General features: G+C 64.7%; 16 protein-coding genes and 1 tRNA gene. 4 read left to right on the top strand and 13 right to left on the bottom strand.

Annotation, left to right across the window (positions count from 1 at the left end):
• Positions 1-77 precede the first annotated feature (77 nt).
• Together rpoB and FBY36_RS02750 are read right to left on the bottom strand one after the other, a co-directional pair.
• On the bottom strand, positions 78-3,587 hold the full coding sequence (gene rpoB, locus FBY36_RS02745) for a DNA-directed RNA polymerase subunit beta (protein ID WP_142117240.1): 3,510 nt from the start codon (positions 3,585-3,587) through the stop codon (positions 78-80).
• Between the two features lie 323 nt (positions 3,588-3,910).
• The gene (locus FBY36_RS02750; protein ID WP_235008692.1) at positions 3,911-4,402 is read right to left on the bottom strand and encodes a hypothetical protein; all 492 of its coding nucleotides are present in this window, start codon (positions 4,400-4,402) and stop codon (positions 3,911-3,913) included.
• A 237-nt stretch (positions 4,403-4,639) separates the two neighbouring features.
• On the opposite strand from FBY36_RS02750, the gene FBY36_RS02755 reads away from it, so the two are divergent.
• Entirely contained in the window at positions 4,640-5,839 is a 1,200-nt protein-coding gene (locus FBY36_RS02755) for an acetyl-CoA C-acetyltransferase (protein WP_142122448.1), read from the top strand.
• The gene (locus FBY36_RS02760) at positions 5,839-6,336 is read left to right on the top strand and encodes an aminoacyl-tRNA deacylase (protein WP_142117241.1); all 498 of its coding nucleotides are present in this window, start codon (positions 5,839-5,841) and stop codon (positions 6,334-6,336) included. The genes FBY36_RS02755 and FBY36_RS02760 overlap by 1 nt, the downstream gene beginning before the upstream one ends.
• Before the next feature lie 89 nt (positions 6,337-6,425).
• Here FBY36_RS02760 and rplL read toward each other — a convergent pair whose 3' ends face one another.
• The 9 genes from rplL to FBY36_RS02805 form a co-directional block, all read right to left on the bottom strand.
• Positions 6,426-6,800: a 50S ribosomal protein L7/L12 gene (gene rplL, locus FBY36_RS02765; RefSeq protein ID WP_142117242.1), complete on the bottom strand. Its 375-nt coding sequence runs from the start codon at positions 6,798-6,800 to the stop codon at positions 6,426-6,428.
• Between the two features lie 77 nt (positions 6,801-6,877).
• Entirely contained in the window at positions 6,878-7,459 is a 582-nt protein-coding gene (gene rplJ, locus FBY36_RS02770) for a 50S ribosomal protein L10 (RefSeq protein WP_018769122.1), read from the bottom strand.
• Between the two features lie 297 nt (positions 7,460-7,756).
• Positions 7,757-8,875 (bottom strand): GNAT family N-acetyltransferase, encoded by a 1,119-nt coding sequence (locus tag FBY36_RS02775; protein ID WP_142117243.1) that lies wholly within the window; start codon positions 8,873-8,875, stop codon positions 7,757-7,759.
• 7 nt (positions 8,876-8,882) lie between these two features.
• A complete protein-coding gene (locus tag FBY36_RS02780) occupies positions 8,883-10,037 on the bottom strand; it encodes a GNAT family N-acetyltransferase (protein WP_142117244.1) in 1,155 nt (384 codons plus the stop codon).
• A 115-nt stretch (positions 10,038-10,152) separates the two neighbouring features.
• A complete protein-coding gene (gene rplA, locus FBY36_RS02785; RefSeq protein WP_104998645.1) occupies positions 10,153-10,860 on the bottom strand; it encodes a 50S ribosomal protein L1 in 708 nt (235 codons plus the stop codon).
• Positions 10,861-11,038: 178 nt separating this feature from the next.
• Positions 11,039-11,470, bottom strand: coding sequence for a 50S ribosomal protein L11 (rplK, locus tag FBY36_RS02790; RefSeq protein ID WP_003803853.1), 432 nt, complete (start codon positions 11,468-11,470; stop codon positions 11,039-11,041).
• A 128-nt stretch (positions 11,471-11,598) separates the two neighbouring features.
• Positions 11,599-12,417: a transcription termination/antitermination protein NusG gene (gene nusG, locus FBY36_RS02795; RefSeq protein WP_142117245.1), complete on the bottom strand. Its 819-nt coding sequence runs from the start codon at positions 12,415-12,417 to the stop codon at positions 11,599-11,601.
• Between the two features lie 115 nt (positions 12,418-12,532).
• On the bottom strand, positions 12,533-12,817 hold the full coding sequence (secE, locus tag FBY36_RS02800) for a preprotein translocase subunit SecE (RefSeq protein WP_056388913.1): 285 nt from the start codon (positions 12,815-12,817) through the stop codon (positions 12,533-12,535).
• Positions 12,818-12,899: 82 nt separating this feature from the next.
• A tRNA-Trp gene (locus tag FBY36_RS02805) sits at positions 12,900-12,972 on the bottom strand.
• A gap of 276 nt (positions 12,973-13,248) precedes the next feature.
• On the opposite strand from FBY36_RS02805, the gene FBY36_RS02810 reads away from it, so the two are divergent.
• Positions 13,249-14,466 carry a pyridoxal phosphate-dependent aminotransferase gene (locus FBY36_RS02810; RefSeq protein ID WP_142117246.1) on the top strand — a complete coding sequence of 406 codons (1,218 nt, stop codon included), beginning with the start codon at positions 13,249-13,251 and terminating at the stop codon, positions 14,464-14,466.
• 83 nt (positions 14,467-14,549) lie between these two features.
• Here FBY36_RS02810 and FBY36_RS02815 read toward each other — a convergent pair whose 3' ends face one another.
• Together FBY36_RS02815 and FBY36_RS02820 are read right to left on the bottom strand one after the other, a co-directional pair.
• Complete coding sequence (locus FBY36_RS02815; RefSeq protein WP_142117247.1) at positions 14,550-15,239, bottom strand: LuxR C-terminal-related transcriptional regulator; 690 nt, start codon at positions 15,237-15,239, stop codon at positions 14,550-14,552.
• Positions 15,236-16,597 carry an ATP-binding protein gene (locus tag FBY36_RS02820; RefSeq protein ID WP_142117248.1) on the bottom strand — a complete coding sequence of 454 codons (1,362 nt, stop codon included), beginning with the start codon at positions 16,595-16,597 and terminating at the stop codon, positions 15,236-15,238. The genes FBY36_RS02815 and FBY36_RS02820 overlap by 4 nt, the downstream gene beginning before the upstream one ends.
• A gap of 125 nt (positions 16,598-16,722) precedes the next feature.
• Between FBY36_RS02820 and FBY36_RS02825 the strand changes: the two genes are divergently transcribed.
• On the top strand, positions 16,723-18,381 hold the full coding sequence (locus FBY36_RS02825) for a PspC domain-containing protein (RefSeq protein ID WP_142117249.1): 1,659 nt from the start codon (positions 16,723-16,725) through the stop codon (positions 18,379-18,381).
• The last annotated feature ends 1 nt before the right edge of the window (position 18,382 follow it).

Genomic DNA, 18,382 nt, shown 5'->3' on the forward strand with positions numbered 1-18,382 from the left:
AATTCTGAAGTCTTGGGTTACGGGAAGAGGGAGGAGTTTACGACGGCGGGTGGTCACCCGCCGTCGTAAACCGCCTTCTAAACCTCTTCTACGGAGCTGGGCTCTGCGCGAGACAGATCGATGCCCAGTTCCTCCGCAGCCGTGAAGACTGCGTCATCAGAGTCACGCATTTCAATTGTGGTTCCGTCCGTGGAAAGAACTTCCACGTTCAGGCACAGCGACTGCATTTCCTTGATCAAGACCTTGAAGGATTCGGGAACGCCCGGTTCGGGGATGTTCTCGCCCTTAACGATCGCTTCGTAGACCTTCACGCGGCCATGGATGTCATCCGACTTGATCGTGAGGAGTTCCTGGAGCGTGTAGGCGGCGCCGTAAGCTTCGAGCGCCCACACTTCCATTTCACCGAAGCGCTGGCCACCGAACTGTGCCTTACCACCCAGCGGCTGCTGCGTGATCATGGAGTACGGGCCGGTGGAGCGCGCGTGGATCTTGTCGTCCACCAGGTGGTGGAGCTTCAGGATGTACATGTAGCCGACCGAGATCGGATCCGGGAACGGCTCGCCGGAGCGGCCGTCAAACAGGCGGGTCTTGCCGGAGGAGTTGATCAGGCGGTCACCGTCGCGGGTCACGTTGGTGGAGTCCAGCAGGCCCGTGATTTCCTCTTCGCGGGCACCGTCGAACACCGGCGTTGCAACAGTGGTGGGACCACTCTCGCGCGGCAGGTTCGGCAGCTGCTTGACCCACTCGGGCTCGCCTTCGATCTTCCAACCGGTCTTGGCAACCCAGCCAAGGTGGGTTTCGAGCACCTGGCCCACGTTCATACGGCCCGGAACACCCAGCGGGTTCAGGACGATGTCAACGGGGGTGCCGTCGGCAAGGAAGGGCATGTCCTCAACGGGGAGGATCTTGGAGATAACACCCTTGTTGCCGTGGCGGCCGGCGAGCTTGTCGCCGTCGGTGATCTTGCGCTTGGCGGCCACGTAGACGCGGACCAGCTGGTTCACGCCCGGGGGCAGCTCGTCATCGTTGTCGCGGTCGAAGACGCGCACGCCGATGACGGTGCCGGACTCGCCGTGGGGCACCTTCAGGGAGGTGTCGCGGACTTCGCGGGACTTCTCGCCGAAGATGGCGCGCAGCAGGCGCTCTTCCGGGGTCAGTTCGGTTTCGCCCTTCGGGGTGACCTTTCCAACCAGGATGTCCCCTGCTTCGACCTCGGCACCGATGTGGATGATGCCGCGCTCGTCCAGGCCGGCCAGGACTTCCTCGGACACGTTGGGGATGTCACGGGTGATTTCCTCGGCACCAAGCTTGGTGTCGCGGGCATCGATCTCGTGCTCCTCGATGTGGATGGAGGAAAGGACGTCCTCGGCAACGATGCGCTGCGAGAGGATGATGGCGTCCTCGAAGTTGTGGCCTTCCCATGACATGAATGCCACGAGCAGGTTCTTGCCCAGTGCGAGTTCACCCTGGTCAGTTGCCGGGCCGTCGGCGATGATGCCGCCAACTTCCAGGCGCTGGCCTTCGTTCACCAGGACGCGGTGGTTGTAGCAGTTGCCCTGGTTGGAGCGGGCGAACTTATTGATGCGGTAGTTGGTCTCGGTGCCGTCGTCGTTGAGCATGATGACGAGCTCGGCGGAAACCTCGGTGACCACACCGGCCTTCTTGGCGATGACAACGTCACCGGCGTCGACGGCGGCGGCGCGCTCCATGCCGGTGCCCACGAACGGAGCCTCGGAACGGACCAGCGGCACAGCCTGGCGCTGCATGTTGGCACCCATGAGTGCGCGGTTGGCGTCGTCGTGCTCCAGGAACGGGATCAGGGCGGTAGCCACGGACACCATCTGGCGCGGGGAGACGTCCATGAACTCAACGTCCTCGGCGGGAACCAGGACGGGCTCGCCTCCACCACCACGTGCACGCACCAGGACGGTATCTTCAGCGAACTTGTTGTTCTCGTCCAGCGGCGCGTTGGCCTGGGCGATCAGCACCTCGGCCTCGTCGTCTGCCGTCAGGTACTGGACGTCGTCGGACACGACACCGTTCTTGACCAGGCGGTACGGGGTCTCGATGAAGCCGAACGGGTTGATGCGTCCGTAGGATGCCAGCGAACCGATCAGGCCAATGTTGGGGCCTTCAGGGGTTTCGATGGGGCACATACGTCCGTAGTGGGACGGGTGCACGTCACGGACTTCCATGCCGGCGCGGTCACGGGACAGACCACCGGGGCCAAGGGCCGACAGGCGGCGCTTGTGGGTCAGGCCCGAGAGCGGGTTGTTCTGGTCCATGAACTGCGACAGCTGGGAGGTTCCGAAGAACTCCTTGATGGCAGCAACCACGGGGCGGATGTTGATCAGGGTCTGCGGCGTGATGGCCTCGACGTCCTGGGTGGTCATACGCTCGCGGACAACGCGCTCCATGCGGGACAGGCCGGTGCGGACCTGGTTCTCGATGAGCTCGCCGACGGCGCGGATGCGGCGGTTGCCGAAGTGGTCGATGTCGTCGATCTCGACGCGCAGGTCCACTTCCTGGCCATCGCGGGTGCCCTTGATGGTCTTCTCGCCGGCGTGCAGCGCGACGAGGAACTTGATCATGGCCACGATGTCTTCAACGTGCAGGACAGAGGCTTCCTTGTCGCCAAGGGAGCGGTCGATGCCCAGCTTGCGGTTGATCTTGTAGCGGCCAACCTTGGCCAGATCGTAGCGCTTGGAGTTGAAGTACAGGTTGTCCAGCAGGGACTGGGCAGCCTCGACGGTGGGCGGCTCGCCCGGACGCAGCTTGCGATAGATGTCCAGCAGGGCGTCTTCGCGGGTCTCGGTGGCGTCCTTCTCCAGGGTTGCCCGCATGGAGTCGTACTGGCCGAACTCTTCGAGGATCTGGCCTTCGGTCCAGCCGAGGGCCTTCAGCAGCACGGTGACGGACTGCTTGCGCTTGCGGTCGAGGCGGACACCGACCTGGTCACGCTTGTCGATCTCGAGCTCGAACCACGCACCGCGGGACGGGATGATCTTCGCGGTGAAGATGTCCTTGTCGCTGGTCTTGTCCGCGGCGCGCTCGAAGTAGGCGCCCGGGGAACGGACCAGCTGGGAGACGACGACACGCTCGGTGCCGTTGACGACGAAGGTGCCCTTCTCGGTCATCAGCGGGAAGTCACCCATGAACACGGTCTGCTGCTTGATTTCGCCCGTGTTGTTGTTCATGAACTCGGCCTTGACGTACAGGGGAGCCGAGTACGTTGCGTCCCGGTCCTTGCACTCGGCCATGGTGTACTTGGGGTCAGCGAACTCCGGATCGGAGAAGCTCAGGGACATGGTGCCCTGGAAATCCTCGATCGGGGAGATCTCTTCGAAGATGTCCGACAGGCCGGACGTAGTGGCGACGCTGAGATCGTTTTCTTCGACAGCCTTTGCCACGCGTGCCTGCCAGCGCTCGTTGCCGACCAGCCAGTCAAAGCTGTCCGTCTGCAGGGCAAGCAGATTCGGAACGTCAAGAGGTTCGTGAATCTTTGCGAATGAGAGCCGGCGAGTGGCACCATCAGTGCTGTCGGCAGTGTTAGCGGTTTCGTTATTAGAGGTGCTCGAGGCGACCAAGAGGGATCCTTCCACAGACCTTCAGGCGTTTTCAGATCTCCCCCGCTGTGCACCCTGCGGAGTGACTCCGCAGCGCTACCATCCGGTTCCGCTATATGACCCGGGGCCTGGACTGACTATGCTGTGACCGTTGTTACGGCACGTTGATTGCCAGCTGCCAGGCAAAGCCCACCGCTATATGAAGGCTGAAGGTAAACAGGGAAGACGCAAATATCTACGATACGGCAAAACAACCTACGTGTCTACCCCACTTCCGGCCGGATTGCAAGCACTTGATTTCGCGGACTCCCGCAGCAGCGTCCCCGCGCCTGCGCCGGCGCCTGCTAGAGCCGCAGCGTGACGCCCTCCGCCGTGCAGGCCGCGGAGTTTGCGAAGACTGCATCCCGCACGGCGTCCTGGGACTCCTGTGCCGGCTTGCCGCCGGACTCCGCCGCGGATGAGTGGTCGATGGCCAGCAGGCTAAGTGAGGCGAACAGGCCCTGCAGGTCCCCAGTGACGCTGTCCTTGGCGTCCTGGGCCTTCAGATAGACGTCCTCGTAGCCCTTGGAGTCGGTGGGTGAAACTGCGGCGTAGTCCACCACCAGTTTGTTGAAGAGTTCGCAGGCTTCCCGGGTTCCGGTTGCCTTGGCGCCCTGGCTTGCGGTGCCACCACCGGCTGCAGGGCTGCTGGCGTCCCCTGCGTTCCGCGTTGACGCAGGGGACGCCGTCGGCTTGACCGGTTCCGCCGGGGCCGGCGTGGACACCGAACAGCCGGCCAGCACCCCGCCCGTCAGTGCAGCCGTGGCGGCGATGACCCCTGCGGTAGCCTTCTTCACGTTTTCGCTCCGTCCGTCCCGGCCGCGGACCTTGTGTCCCCATGCAAAGCACTCCCCCTGCAAAGCCTCGCCGTCCACCCTACGCAAGCGGCCGCCGTCGTGCATAACGCCGGCAATGGTGACTTCTCCCCTGCCCCCCAGGAATGCACATAGCGGTTCCAGCGTTTGAATAGATGGGTGACCAGGCTCACGATAGCCTTGGTGGCTTACACCGGAACCGGATTGAAAGTGGTAACCATGGCCAACTCTCCTGACAGCAATGACGTTGTCATCCTTGGGGCAGCGCGGACTCCGCAGGGCCGGATCAACGGCCAACTGTCCAGCCTTACAGCGGTGGACCTCGGCGCCCACGCCATCAGGGCCGCCCTGGAATCAAGCGGCGTGGACGCCGGTGATGTGGAGGCCGTGATCATGGGCCAGGTGCTGCAGGCAGGAGCGGGGCAGAATCCCGCGCGGCAGAGTGCCGTCGGCGCCGGCATCGGATGGAACGTTCCCTCGGTGACGGTCAACAAGGTGTGCCTGTCCGGCCTGACCGCGGTGATCGACGCGGCGAGGATGATCCGCGCCGGCGAGGCCGCCGTAGTGGTGGCAGGCGGCCAGGAATCGATGAGCCGGGCGCCGCACCTGCTCCCGGGTTCCCGCCAGGGGTGGACGTACGGCTCGATCCAGGCCCTGGATGCTGCCGCGCATGACGGGCTGACCGACGCCTTTGACGGGCAATCGATGGGCCTGTCCACCGAGACCCGCAACCTCACCCTGGGCATCGACCGCACCTCCCAGGACAACGTGGCCGCGCAGTCCCACCAGCGGGCGGCGCTGGCGGCAAAGAACGGAACGTTCGACGGCGAGATCGCACCAATCAGCGTCAAGCAGCGTAAGGGTGAGCCCCTGGTGGTGGACACCGACGAAGGCGTGCGCCCCAACACCTCGGTTGAGTCGCTGGCCGGCCTGCGGGCAGCGTTCGTGACCGACGGCACCATCACCGCCGGCAACTCCTCACCCTTGTCTGACGGCGCAGCCGCCCTGGTACTCGCATCCCGCGGCTACGCGGAGGAACACGGGCTGGAGTTCCTGGCCGTGGTGGGAAAGCCCGGGCAGGTGGCCGGCCCCGACAACTCCCTGCATTCCCAGCCGTCAAACGCCATCACGAACGCCCTGGGCAAGGCCGGGTGGAGCACTGCAGACCTCGATTTCATCGAGATCAACGAGGCGTTCGGCTCCGTGGCCGTGCAGTCCCTCAAGGACCTGGACTACCCCCTGGAGAAGTGCAACATCCACGGCGGTGCCATCGCCCTGGGGCACCCTATCGGGGCATCGGGGGCACGGCTTGCGGCCCATGCCGCCCATGAGCTGAAACGGCGCGGAACGGGCAAGGCCGCGGTGTCCCTCTGCGGCGGGGGCGGGCAGGGCGAAGCCCTCCTGCTGTACCGCGACTGATGGCGGGCCCAACTCCAAACGGGACGGACGGCGTCGGACGGGAACGCTTCCTGGCCGACGCCGCCGCCCGGGGCCTGCAGGTTGACGTGGTGGAGCGCCCCGCTGCCAAAAGCCTCGAAGAGGCCGCAGGCATCCTGGGCATCAGCCCGGCGGACATCGTCAAGTCCCTGGTGGTCAAGCACAAGGACGGCACCTTCCTGTTCGCCCTGATCCCTGGCGACCGGCAGATCTCCTGGCCCAAGCTCCGGGCCCTGGTGGGAGTCAACAAGCTGTCCCTCCCGCCCGCCGACACCGCACTGGAGGCTACCGGTTACGAACGGGGCACCATCACCCCGCTGGGGAGCACTACCTCCTGGCCGGTTTATGCCGACGCCACGATCACCGGACGCCGGATCTCCATGGGAGCCGGTGCCCACGGTTACAGCGCCTTCGTCGACGCCGACGCCCTGACCGCAGCCCTGGATGCCGTAATGGCGGACATCAGCGATCCCCTGTAAGCAGGAGCGCCGCTTAAAGCACGAAAGCCGTTAAAAGCAGGAAACCCCGCCCACAGGAGTGGACGGGGTTTCCGAAGGAAAAGGCGTTGTTACTTGAGGGTAACGGTGGCGCCTGCAGCCTCGAGCTGCTCCTTGGCCTTCTCGGCAGCTTCCTTGGTGGCGCCTTCGAGGACAGCCTTGGGGGCACCGTCAACCAGGTCCTTGGCTTCCTTGAGGCCGAGGGAGGTGATGGCGCGAACTTCCTTGATGACTGCGATCTTCTTGTCACCGGCAGCTTCGAGGACGACGTCGAAGTCAGTCTTCTCTTCAACCTCTTCAGCAGCAGCGCCGGCAGGGCCAGCAACTGCAACGGCAGCGGCGGTAACTTCGAAGGTCTCTTCGAAGAGCTTGACGAACTCGGAGAGCTCGATGATGGTCAGTTCCTTGAAAGCTTCAATGAGCTCTTCGTTGCTGAGCTTCGCCATGGTAGGCGTCCTTCCTGTTGTGGTGTCCGAACGGCGCGTGGCCGGACGGGCACCGGAGTCTGGTGTGGGTAAGAGAATCAGTTCTCTTCGGCAGCGGGAGCTTCAGCGGCAGCTTCAGCTTCAGCGGCAGGGGCTTCTTCAGCGGCGGGCGCTTCGGCAGCTGCCGGTGCACCGTTCTCTTCTTCAAGCTTGAGGCGCAGTGCGTCGATGATGCGTGCAGCTGCGGCGGCGGGTGCCTTGAGGACACCTGCAACCTTGGCGAGCTGCAGCTCACGGGACTCGAGGGCAGCCAGTGCGGCAACCTCGGTGGCGTCCAGCGCCTTGCCCTCGAAGTAACCGGTCTTGATGACCAGCTGCTTGTTGGCCTTGGCAAAATCCGTCAGGCTCTTGGCAGCGGCAACTGCGTCACCCTTGATGAACGCGATTGCAGTGGGGCCGGCAAGCTGGCCGTCGAATGCTTCGACGCCGGCTTCCTTGGCTGCAATGGCGGTCAGGGTGTTCTTGACGACCGCGAACTTGGTGTCCTGGCCGAGAGAAACACGCAGCTGCTTGAGCTGTGCAACGGTGAGCCCGCGGTATTCGGTCAGGACAGCGGCGTTCGATTCCTTGAAATCGTTAGTGATCTCAGCTACTGCTGAAACCTTGGTAGGCGTTGCCATAACCCTCCTTCCGGGGATAGTGCCGGTATTCGACGGTCCCCGCTCAAGAGAGCTAAAACTAAAAACGCCCCGCGCAGATGCACGGGGCTTGGCTCAACACGGCTGTACCGTGGAACTTTGCTTCGTTCACCTGCGCCGGCCGCCCTGCGTTGAGGGTCCTTCGTCCGGAAAGCCACTGTGGCCTCCAGCGCACAACTGCAGAGTTGAGCCATGCTCAGGAGAGTGGATTTCCAACAACCGACGGTCTTTGGTACTCCCAGCTTACGCGAGGCGTTGCCCCTCCACCAAATCGGGCACTCAGCTGGTGCTGGTATGCAGACTGGGAAGCTCTTTTTGCCAAATCCCGGTCACGCCGGCCGTTTGGAATCCGAGTTGCCGGTTGACGGTCAGAAGGTACCGGTTCTCCGGCGCGTTCCAGGTGTAAATGATGCGGGCATCCGGGAACTGCTCACTGAGCCGCTCCATGTTGGCCACCTTGATCAGCAGGCCCAGTTTGTTGCCGCGGTGTTCCTGCAGCACAAGGGTGTCGTCCTGGAAGACGACGTCGGCACGGTGCGCCAGCACCGTGATGGTGGTCAGGCCCACCAGGGCTCCGGTGGCGATGTGCTCGACGGCGGTGACCACCGTTCTGCGGCCCTGCGCGATGGCGACGTCCTCCGCTTCCCGCAGCAGACCGCCGTCGAACACCATCTCCTGCTCAACAGGCGCGTCAAGGGACGGGTCAAGTTCGGCCCCCGCCTGGTTTTCCAGGACGGCGACGGCCTCCAGCCAGCGTTCCGGGCACCGGTCGGTCCAGTGGTGCAGGCGGTACCTGCCATTGTTCGCTTCGTCGGCCTCAGCCTGGAGGTCGGCCACCAGCTTGGTATCCAGGGGCAGCAGGCAGGAACTGAACTGTTCAATGTGCTGCAGCGTGTATCCGGTCTTCTGGGCGAACTCCACTTCGCGGCTCTCCAGCGGCACGAACCCCTGGCCGGAGCCGGGGACCAGCTGCGCCTGTTCGAACTCGTGCAGGGATGCGCCGGGATGGTTGGTGTCCACCAGGATCATGGAGCGGCCTTCGCCCCTGGCCAGCTGTTCGGCGGCCTCGAGGAGCCGCCGGCCCACGCCCTGCCGCTGGAATTCAGGCAGGATGTCCAGGGTGAGCTCGGCGAGGTCCAGATGGTCCGTCAGCGGCAGCGCAATGTCGACGGTTCCAACGATGACGCCGTCCACTTTGGCCACGAGGATCAGCTGGCGCTCATACGGGTCCGCGAACTCAAGCAGCTTCTCCAGCGGACCGTAGGCGAGGTCGTCGCTGCCCCACGTCTGCATCCGCACCTTGCGGCCCACTTCGACGGCGGCGAGGAAGTCCGCTGCGTCGGGAGTGTCCAGTGAGTCGGGGATCCACAGCTGCTCGATCTTCACGTCTATTGCCATTCGGGCATCATCCCAGCCGTTTCTGCCACTCACCTTCATAGCCAGCGGGCCTGAATCCAAGTGCGGTATTTATCGCCAGCATATGCTGGTTTTCGCTGGCATTCCATGTCAGGACCGAGCGCGCCCGCGGCCACTTTTCCTGGGCGCGGCGGAGGTTGGCCGCCTTGACCAGCATGCCCAGCCGGTGGCCGCGGTGCTCCTCCCCCACCAAAGTGTCCTGCTGGATCAGCGACTCCGGCACCAGCGGGCGCCAGGTTAGGACACTGTAGGCCACCAGATCGCCGGTGCGTCGGTGCAGGGCTGCCGCTACGGAGGACTGGACGCCGCCCCGGACCAGCACCAGCTCGTCGTCACGCACGCGGTCTGCATCCCAGTCCTCGCGCTCCCAATCCATACCTGCGGTAGGGGCATCAGTGCTCATTCGTGCCCTTAGTCCGGCGTAAGCAGCAACGAGCGAATCCGGGCAGCGCCCGTCCCAGTTCGTCAGCACATAGTCCCCTGCATGGCCAAAGGCGTCAGACTCCAGCCGGTCCAGCAGTTCCCCGGAAACAGGAAGCTTGAGCCGGCTGGAACGCTCCACCTGTTCCAGCCGGTACCCTGCGGCCAGAGCAAACGCGGTGGCGGGGTCGTCCAGCGGCAGTTGCCCTGCCCCGGATTCCGCAGGGACCATTTGAGAACCAGTCCGCACTGCGTCGAGTGGGAGTTCATGGAAGGAATCGAGGGAGGACCTGCCGTGCGTCCGCGCCATTGCTTCGGCGTGCTCCAGCAGCGCCCGTCCCACTCCCCTGCGCCGCCATCCGGGAACCACCAGGACATCGATTCCCGCGGTCGCCAGGTTCTCGCGCAGGGGCAGCGTGACCGAGCACAGTCCCACCGGTTCCGGGCCGATCCGCGCCAGGAACAGATGCCGTTCCTCATACGGGCTCCCCCGCCAGAACTCCAGCGCTTCCGCCAAGGTAAGACAACGCTCCAGGTTTCCCCAGACAGCCATGGCGTGGGCCTCCTCCATGGCCTGGCAGGCCAGGAAATCTTGGGACAGTTCGGCGGCGCCAATGTCACCGCCGCTGCCTGGGCCCCTCTTTGGCGGAACGCCGACGACGGCAATCGCCAAAGCATAGTGGCCAGGAATCGGCGCGGATTCGCTCGGCTCGGTCCGGTCCATGCAGCCAGCTTAGGCAAAGAGGGCGGACAAAAAAGAAGACCGTCCCGACGCATATGCGCCGGGACGGTCTTCTTTTGCACCGGAATCAATCCGGTGCAGGAACTTCTTTTAAGGACTACGCCTCGGTGAGCACCTTGGTGACGTTGGGGTCAACGGAGATGCCGGGACCGAAGGTGGTGGCAACGGTTGCCTTCTGGATGTAGCGGCCCTTGGAAGCGGACGGCTTCAGGCGAAGCACCTCTTCCAGTGCTGCTGCGTAGTTCTCAGCCAGCTTGACGGCGTCGAAGGACACCTTGCCGATGATGAAGTGCAGGTTGGAGTGCTTGTCGACACGGAAGTCGATCTTTCCACCCTTGATGTCGTTGACGGCCTTGGTGACGTCGGGGGTCACGGTGCCCGTCTTCGGGTTCGGCATCAGGTTACGCGGACCCAGGACCTTACCGAGGCGGCCAACCTTGCCCATGAGGTCAGGGGTGGCAACGGCGGCGTCGAAGTCGGTCCAGCCGGCTGCGATCTTTTCGATCAGGTCGTCGGAACCAACGAAGTCGGCGCCGGCTGCGATTGCAGCTTCAGCCTTGTCGCCCGTGGCGAAGACCAGGACGCGGGCGGTCTTACCGGTGCCGTGGGGCAGGTTAACGGTACCGCGGACCATCTGATCAGCCTTGCGGGGGTCGACGCCGAGGCGGAAAGCAACCTCAACGGTGGCGTCGAACTTGGACGGGTTGGTGTCCTTGGCCAGCGTTACTGCCTCGAACGGCGCGTAGAACTTCTCCGCGTCGATCTTGGCGGCTGCTGCCTCATATGCTTTGCTGCGCTTTGCCATGCTGCTTATTTCTCCTTGTGCAGTTGTGGTCTGCGGACCGCGCTGGGCCCTGCCACAGTCGGTGATCCGGTTCGTTATCCGGCCCGGATGACCAACATTTCAATTGTTTGGTGCCGGTGTCCCGGCGGTGCCGCCCGTCGTCGTCAATTACCCTGACGCTGGACAGCGGAAAGGGCTACTAGCCCTCGACGGTGATGCCCATGGAGCGGGCGGTGCCGGCGATGATCTTCGCTGCGCCTTCGAGGCTGGTGGCGTTGAGGTCTTCCATCTTGGTGGAGGCGATCTCATTGACCTGGGCCTGGGTCAGCTTGGCAACCTTGACGGTGTGCGGGGTTGCTGAACCCTTGGCGACGCCTGCAGCCTTCTTGATGAGTTCTGCAGCCGGCGGCGTCTTGGTGATGAACGTGAAGGAACGGTCCTCGTAGACCGTGATTTCCACGGGGATGACGTTTCCGCGCTGGGCTTCCGTCGCAGCGTTGTACGCCTTGCAGAATTCCATGATGTTGACACCGTGCTGGCCAAGCGCAGGACCGATCGGCGGGGCCGGGTTGGCGGCACCTGCCTGGATCTGCAGCTTGATGAGGCCGGTGACCTTCTTCTTGGGAGCCAATGTAGGGTCCTTCTCTCAATAACGTCCTGGAGCACGGGAGCGTGCCTCAGGTTTGTGGCCGCCATGGCAAGGCGGCCGGCCGTTCCGGTGCCGCTAAGCAGGCGGCGCCGGGACGAATTCTAGGAATCTCAGATCTTGGTGACCTGGTTGAACGCCAGGGTGACGGGCGTTTCGCGCTCGAAGATGGAGACCAGCACCACGAGGGTCTGGGACTCGGGCTTGATCTCGGAGATCGTGGCGGGAAGGGTCTCGAAGGGGCCTTCCTTGACGATGACGGACTCGCCGACCTCGAAATCGACGGCCACGGGAGTCTGGTTCTGCTTGTTGACCGGCTTGCCCTTCTCGGCCTGCTCCTCTTCGAAGACAGGGGCGAGCATGGAGAAGACCTCGTCCAGGCGCAGCGGGACCGGGTTGTGGGCGTTGCCCACGAATCCGGTGACGCCGGGGGTGTGGCGGACGGCACCCCAGGAGGCGTCGGTCAGGTCCATGCGGACCAGGACGTAGCCGGGGATGCGGACGCGGTTGATCACCTTGCGCTGGGCGTTCTTGATCTCCACGACTTCTTCCATGGGCACCTGGATTTCGAAGATGTAATCTTCCATGTCCAGGGTCTGGATGCGGGTTTCAAGGTTGGCCTTCACGCGGTTTTCATAACCGGCGTAGGAGTGGATGACGTACCAGTCACCTTCCTGGCGGCGCAGCTTGGCCTTGAACTCCTCTGCGGGGTCCACGGCTGCGGTTGCTGCCGCTGCGGCAAGGGCGTCGGCGGGCTCGTCTTCCCCGTCAGCGTCTGAAGCGTCGCCTTCGGCGGCTTCTGCATCGTCGGAGGCGGCGTCGTCGAATTCGGGCGTGGAGGACTCAACCTCGGACTCTTCACCGGCTTCTGCCGTGACGTCCGGGGATTCTTCCAGCCCCGTCTCGGTTACCTCGAGCTCCTGCTCAGACACTTGGTCTCCTGCTTCCTCATTGCCTAACATGCCTATTTAAATGGCTCAATCCCGCACGCCAACGCATCCCTTCCGGTTTCCCGGGCGGAACACGCGGCCTGCGGACCGTGCAGCCTTAGCTGTCCTTGGGGCCGGTGCCGCCGAAGATCCAGCTGACAGCGGTTCCGAAACCGATGTCCAGCAGGCTGACGATGACCATCATGATGGCCACGAACACCAGCACCACGAGCGTGTAGTTGATCAGTTCCTTGCGGGTGGGGGCAACAACCTTCTTCAGCTCGCCAATAATCTGGCGGACAAAGAGTGCAATGCGGGCGAAGAAGTTTGCCTTGGCTTCCTTCTTAGCTGGGCGGCCCTTGGAGCTGCTGGCAGCTGTTTCGGTCACCTGGTCCTCGCTCATCTTTGCAATGGTGGATTACCCGGCCCTGATCAGAACCATGGTTGCTGCGCCTGCCCCGGGCTTTCGCCCGGAGCAGCTTGCGCAGGGCAGACAGGACTCGAACCTGCAACCTGCGGTTTTGGAGACCGCTGCGCTACCAATTGCGCCACTACCCTATGGAGTGAATTCCACTCTTTGACGGCCAGGCACCAGTTTGAACTGGGGCGCACGCCATCATCCGTGTTTCAACACCGGTGAACCAGTCTACGCAAGAACTTCGCGTAGGTAAAACCAGCCTGGCCCGGTCCGTCCGAAGTCCGGCCTGAAAGGTGCTGCGCGGGGCAGTCACAAATCAAAACCGGCTCCCCGGAGGGTCCGGTGAACAGCATAGAGTAGAACTCGTCGAATCCCACATTCCAGCCTCCCGGCTGCCTGCGAAGAACGGACCTGCCATGTCTGCCCACCGCGTTTCCCAACGCATTTCCGCAATTGCCGAATCCGCAACCCTGGCCGTCGACGCCAAGGCCAAGGCGCTGAAGGCAGCCGGCCGGCCCGTAATTGGTTTTGGCGCGGGCGAGCCCGACTTCCCCACTCCGGACTACATTGTGCAGGCGGCCATCGAAGCTGCCGGCCAGCCCAAGTACCACCGCTACTCCCCCGCGGGCGGCCTGCCTGAGCTGAAGAAGGCTATCGCGGAGAAGACGCTGCGTGATTCCGGCTACCAGGTGGACGCCTCCCAGGTCCTGGTGACCAATGGCGGCAAGCAGGCCGTTTACAACACCTTCGCCACCCTGGTGGACCCGGGCGACGAAGTGATTGTTCCCACCCCATTCTGGACCACCTACCCGGAGGCCATCCGGCTCGCCGGCGGCGTCCCCGTGGAGGTTTTTGCCGGGCCCGAACAGGACTACCTGGTAACGGTGGAACAGCTCGAAGCAGCCGTGACAGACCGCACCAAGATCCTGCTGTTCGTCTCGCCGTCGAACCCCACCGGTGCCGTCTATTCCCCTGAGCAGGTGGCGGAGATCGGCAAGTGGGCCGCCGCCAAGGGCCTGTGGGTAGTCACGGACGAAATCTATGAGCACCTGACCTACGACGGCGTGCCGTTCACGTCAATCGCCACCGCGGCCCCCGAACTGGGCGACAAGGTGGTCATCCTCAACGGCGTCGCCAAGACCTACGCCATGACCGGGTGGCGCGTGGGCTGGATGATAGGCCCCGCAGACGTCATCAAGGCAGCCACCAACCTGCAGTCGCACGCCACCTCCAATGTCTCCAACATCATGCAGATCGCTGCACTCGCCGCAGTGTCAGGCCCACTGACGGCCGTGGACGACATGAAGGTTGCCTTTGACCGCCGCCGCAAGGCCATTGTTGCCGGCCTGAACGCGATCGATGGAGTGGAATGCCCGACGCCGAAGGGCGCCTTCTACGTGTACGCGGACGTGCGTGCGCTGCTGGGCAAGGAGTTCCCGACGGCGTCCGGCACCGCAACGCCGCAGACCTCCGCCGAGCTGGCCGCCCTGATCCTGGATGAGGTCGAAGTGGCAGTGGTTCCGGGCGAAGCCTTTGGCCCCTCCGGCTACCTGCGCCTCTCCTACGCCCTGGGTGATGAGGATTTGGCCACGGGTGTCCAGCGCCTGCAGGACTTCCTGGGCAAGGCCCAGTAGGACGCCCCAGACCTTCGATGCTCCATCACTTTTGGTCCCTAACGGCAGTGTTTAGGAACCGAAAGTGATGGAGCATCTCTGCTTTAAAGGAGGCGGCGCTCGGCGGCCCATTTGGTCAGTTCGTGGCGGCTTGAGAGCTGGAGCTTGCGCAGCACTGCTGATACGTGGGTCTCCACCGTCTTGATGCTGATGAAGAGCTCCTTGGCCACCTCTTTGTAGCTGTAGCCCCGGGCAATGAGGCGCATGACCTCGAGTTCACGGGCGGAGAGCCTGTCCAGCTCGTCATCGGCAATATCGGCGGGAGCGGTACCGAAAGCATCCAGGACGAACCCGGCAAGGCGCGGGGAGAAGACCGCGTCGCCGCCGGCAACCCGGAACACGGCGTCGGTGATCTCGGCCCCGGAGATGGTCTTGGTGACATAGCCGCGGGCACCGGCGCGGATGACGGCCACCACGTCCTCTGCCGCGTCAGACACGCTCAAGGCCAGGAAACGCGTGGTGGACAGGAGCGGGGCGGAGCCGGCAATGACTTCGCGGCCGCCGCCGCCCAGTCCGCCGGGGAGGTGGACATCCAGGAGGACGACGTCGGGCCGCTGCTGGGCGATCACGGCGATGGCCTGTTCAACGGTGGCAGCCTCACCCACTACCTGGATGCTGGAATCCAGGTCCGCTTTGAGTCCGGACCGGAAGATGGCGTGATCGTCCACGATGACAACCCGCACGGAGTTGGCCGGGCGGGCGCCTCCGGCACCTGTGCCCTGGGTGGTGTTCATGATTTTCCTTCCGCGTGTTCTGCTGCAGCCGGCAGCTTCAGGCGGACCTCGGTACCGTCCCCCGTGCTGAGGATGGCCGCCGAACCGCCATGCCGTTTCATCCTGCCGATGATTGATTCCCTGATGCCGAGCCGGTCCGCCGGGACATCCCCCAGCTGGAAACCGGGCCCCCTGTCCTTGATGAAGATCTCGGCCTGGCCCTCCGATGCTTCAAGGTAGACGGACACGCTTCCGCCGCCGTGCCGTGAGGCGTTCAGCATGGCTTCCCGGCTTGCCTGGACCAACGCCTCGTGCGCCTCGGTCATGGCGGCATCACCAACGGTGACTACTTCCACGGGATTGCCAAGCAGGTCTTCCACCTCAGCGGCAATAACCTTGATCCGGTCTGAAAGCTGTCCGCTTTCGCGGCCGGGATCCTGGAACAGCCAGCCGCGCAGCTCGCGTTCCTGGGCCCGGGCAAGCCGGACGACGTCATGCTCATTGCCAGCGCGCCGCTGGATCAGCGCGAGTGTCTGCAGCACGGAATCGTGCAAGTGGGCAGCAATTTCCGCCCGTTCCGTCTCCCGGATCCTGCCGGCCCGTTCAGTTTCCAGGTCCCGCCAGAATTTCAGCGCCCACGGCAGCAGGACCAGCACCACGCCGCCCAGGACGGCCACGGAAGCCAGCAGGGCAAGCCATGTCTGTTCCCAGGAGCCCGAGCCGGACACCATCACCAGAACCCCGGCCACCACCAGCGCCAGACCTGCAGCAAGCCTGCCCCACCCGCCTGCCTGGTCCGCTTTGGTTTTGTCCACCAGCCCTGCGCGCCGGGTCTCATCCAGCTGCATCCACGCGATCGACGCACCGCCCAGCACCGCTGCAGCGGGGATCAGCGTCCCAAGGGACACATCCACCCCCAGCATCTGCGCGATCATGATGCCGGCCACCAGCAGGAGCCCGCAGCCGAGCAGGATCTCCTTGCCGTACCGCATCCCGCGCACCCGGAACCAGGGAGACTCCGTGGCGCCGTCTGATGCAGCGGGTCCAAAGGCACCTGCGGATGTTCCGCCGTCGGACGGCGCTTCCTGCATCGGCTGGCTTTGTAACGGCTGGCCCTGTCCGGGCTGGCTGACGGCGGGAGCAATGGGCGACGCCGGCCGGCGGGCGATGCGCCGCGCGGCCTCATCCGCGGTGGGCACCATGATCCAGAGCCAGGCGTAGAAGACCAGCCCGGCCCCTCCGGCGAACGCGGCCAGGACCATGCCAACCCGGACGTTCCGGACCGGCCAGCCCAGGTGCGCGGCGAGGCCGGAACACACCCCGGCAATGACGCGGTCGCTGCTCCGCGCCAGGGGCGGGCGCACCGGGAGGGTTGTCATGGATCAATCCAAACACGGATCAGGGTTGCCCGGACCGCATCCTGCCGCATACCGGGGACGGGTCAGGGGCCGTTCAGGGTTTCCCCCAGTAGAGCGGCAGCGGGGCCGGACGGGAGGATCGAGGTATGAACTCGCAGACTCCCTCCCCTGACGACGAACACCCTTCCGGGACCTTCCCCGGTTCCGACAGCGAGCGGCCAACAGAGCCGCTGCCGTCCCCCTCCGCAGCGCCTTCGGACCCAGCGTCCGGTCCAGACAGTGGCTCCAGCGCGAACCCGGGCACAGGTTCCAGCACGGGCCCTGCGGCCGGCCCGGGCGCTGGTCCGGGCATTGGTCCCGCTGACCCAACCCAGGGTTACGCATTCCCGAGCAGCTCCGCCGCCCCAACTCCTTCCACCGACTTCTTCGGCTGGATCCGCAGCAACGGCATCTACCGGGGCAATGACAGGTGGATCGGTGGCGTCTGCAGCGGGATCGCCCACCGGCTGAACGTGGACCCGATCATCATCCGCGGCGTCTTCATTGTCCTGACCCTCCTGGCCGGCATCGGCGTGTTCCTGTACGGCCTGGCATGGGCCTTCCTCCCGGAACCGGACGGGCGGATCCACGTCCAGGAAGCCGGCGCCGGGCGCTGGTCCAGCGGCATGACGGGCTCCCTGATCGCCACCGTCCTGGGGCTCACCGGGCTGGGCGGCGGCTTCTGGGGCTGGAGCCATAACGGCCTGGGCGGGCTGCTCTGGACCATCTTCTGGGTGGGCGGCGCGATCTACCTGGTCTACTACCTCTCCCAGCGCAATAAGGCCCACCCCACCATGGCCGGCCACACGTCCACGGCTCCCGGCACGGCCCACCCGGCGGGACGCCCAGGTGTGAATTACACCTCCGGGGAATACACCTCATCATTCTCTGCAGGCACCTCCGCAGGCATGGGCACAGGCACCGCCCCAGGGTCCGGCCGGGGCTTCCCCGCGGCACCCCGCTACAGCGGCGGCGCCACCAGCGGAACCGGTACCGGAACCTACGGCCACGGTGCTGCCGGCGTTCCTGTCCCCGGCGGACCTGGCGCAGGCGGGCCTGGCGCTGGCGGGCCCGGCAGCGGAATCCCCGGTGGCAGCAGCTACCCCGCACCGTGGGTGCCGCCGCGGCCGCAAAAGCCCCGCCCCGCCGGTCCCGGCGCCCCAGCCGTCGCCATCGCAACCGGCTCTGCCCTGCTGGTGGGCGGCGGCCTCAAGGCGCTCGACGCGGCGAACATCATCGACCTGGGCGGCTCCGCCAACGCCATTGTGTGGGCCAGTGCGGCAGCCGTCCTGGGACTGGGCATCCTGCTGGCGGGCTTCCGCGGCCGCACCTCCGGCGTCCTGAGCCTCTTTGCCGTGATCGCACTGGTAACCGGCGGCATCTACAACACGCTGGACGACGGCCGGATGCGTTTCCAGCAGGTGGACTGGAACCCGGCCAGCATCGAGGAGGCACGCGGCGGCATCGACATCACCGCCGGACGGGGAACCGTGGACCTCACGGACCTCGCCCCAACCGCCCCGCTGACCTCCGACGTCGTGGTTCCCCTGGACATCACCGCCAGCAACGTCACCGTCGTGATCCCGCAGAACGTGCCCGTCGACATCAAGGCGGACATGACCATGGGAAACCTTAACGAGGCAACCGGCCAGCGCGGCGGCACCACCACCCGCGAAAGCAGCTACAACGCGGACAAGCCCGGCAACCACCTGGTGGTGCGGATTGACGGCACATTCAGCAACGTCACAATCCAGGAAGGCAACTGAC

The sequence above is a fragment of the Arthrobacter sp. SLBN-122 genome (genome assembly GCF_006715165.1).
GTDB lineage: Bacteria > Actinomycetota > Actinomycetes > Actinomycetales > Micrococcaceae > Arthrobacter.

Bases quoted from the DNA above. Each gene is read 5' to 3' on its own strand.
- FBY36_RS02755 (WP_142122448.1), top strand. From the start codon at position 4,640: ATGGCCAACTCTCCTGACAGCAATGACGTTGTCATCCTTGGGGCAGCG.
- FBY36_RS02760 (WP_142117241.1), top strand. From the start codon at position 5,839: ATGGCGGGCCCAACTCCAAACGGGACGGACGGCGTCGGACGGGAACGC.
- rplL (WP_142117242.1), bottom strand. From the start codon at position 6,800: ATGGCGAAGCTCAGCAACGAAGAGCTCATTGAAGCTTTCAAGGAACTG.
- rplJ (WP_018769122.1), bottom strand. From the start codon at position 7,459: ATGGCAACGCCTACCAAGGTTTCAGCAGTAGCTGAGATCACTAACGAT.
- FBY36_RS02775 (WP_142117243.1), bottom strand. From the start codon at position 8,875: ATGGCAATAGACGTGAAGATCGAGCAGCTGTGGATCCCCGACTCACTG.
- FBY36_RS02780 (WP_142117244.1), bottom strand. From the start codon at position 10,037: ATGGACCGGACCGAGCCGAGCGAATCCGCGCCGATTCCTGGCCACTAT.
- rplA (WP_104998645.1), bottom strand. From the start codon at position 10,860: ATGGCAAAGCGCAGCAAAGCATATGAGGCAGCAGCCGCCAAGATCGAC.
- secE (WP_056388913.1), bottom strand. From the start codon at position 12,817: ATGAGCGAGGACCAGGTGACCGAAACAGCTGCCAGCAGCTCCAAGGGC.
- FBY36_RS02810 (WP_142117246.1), top strand. From the start codon at position 13,249: ATGTCTGCCCACCGCGTTTCCCAACGCATTTCCGCAATTGCCGAATCC.
- FBY36_RS02815 (WP_142117247.1), bottom strand. From the start codon at position 15,239: ATGAACACCACCCAGGGCACAGGTGCCGGAGGCGCCCGCCCGGCCAAC.
- FBY36_RS02820 (WP_142117248.1), bottom strand. From the start codon at position 16,597: ATGACAACCCTCCCGGTGCGCCCGCCCCTGGCGCGGAGCAGCGACCGC.
- FBY36_RS02825 (WP_142117249.1), top strand. From the start codon at position 16,723: ATGAACTCGCAGACTCCCTCCCCTGACGACGAACACCCTTCCGGGACC.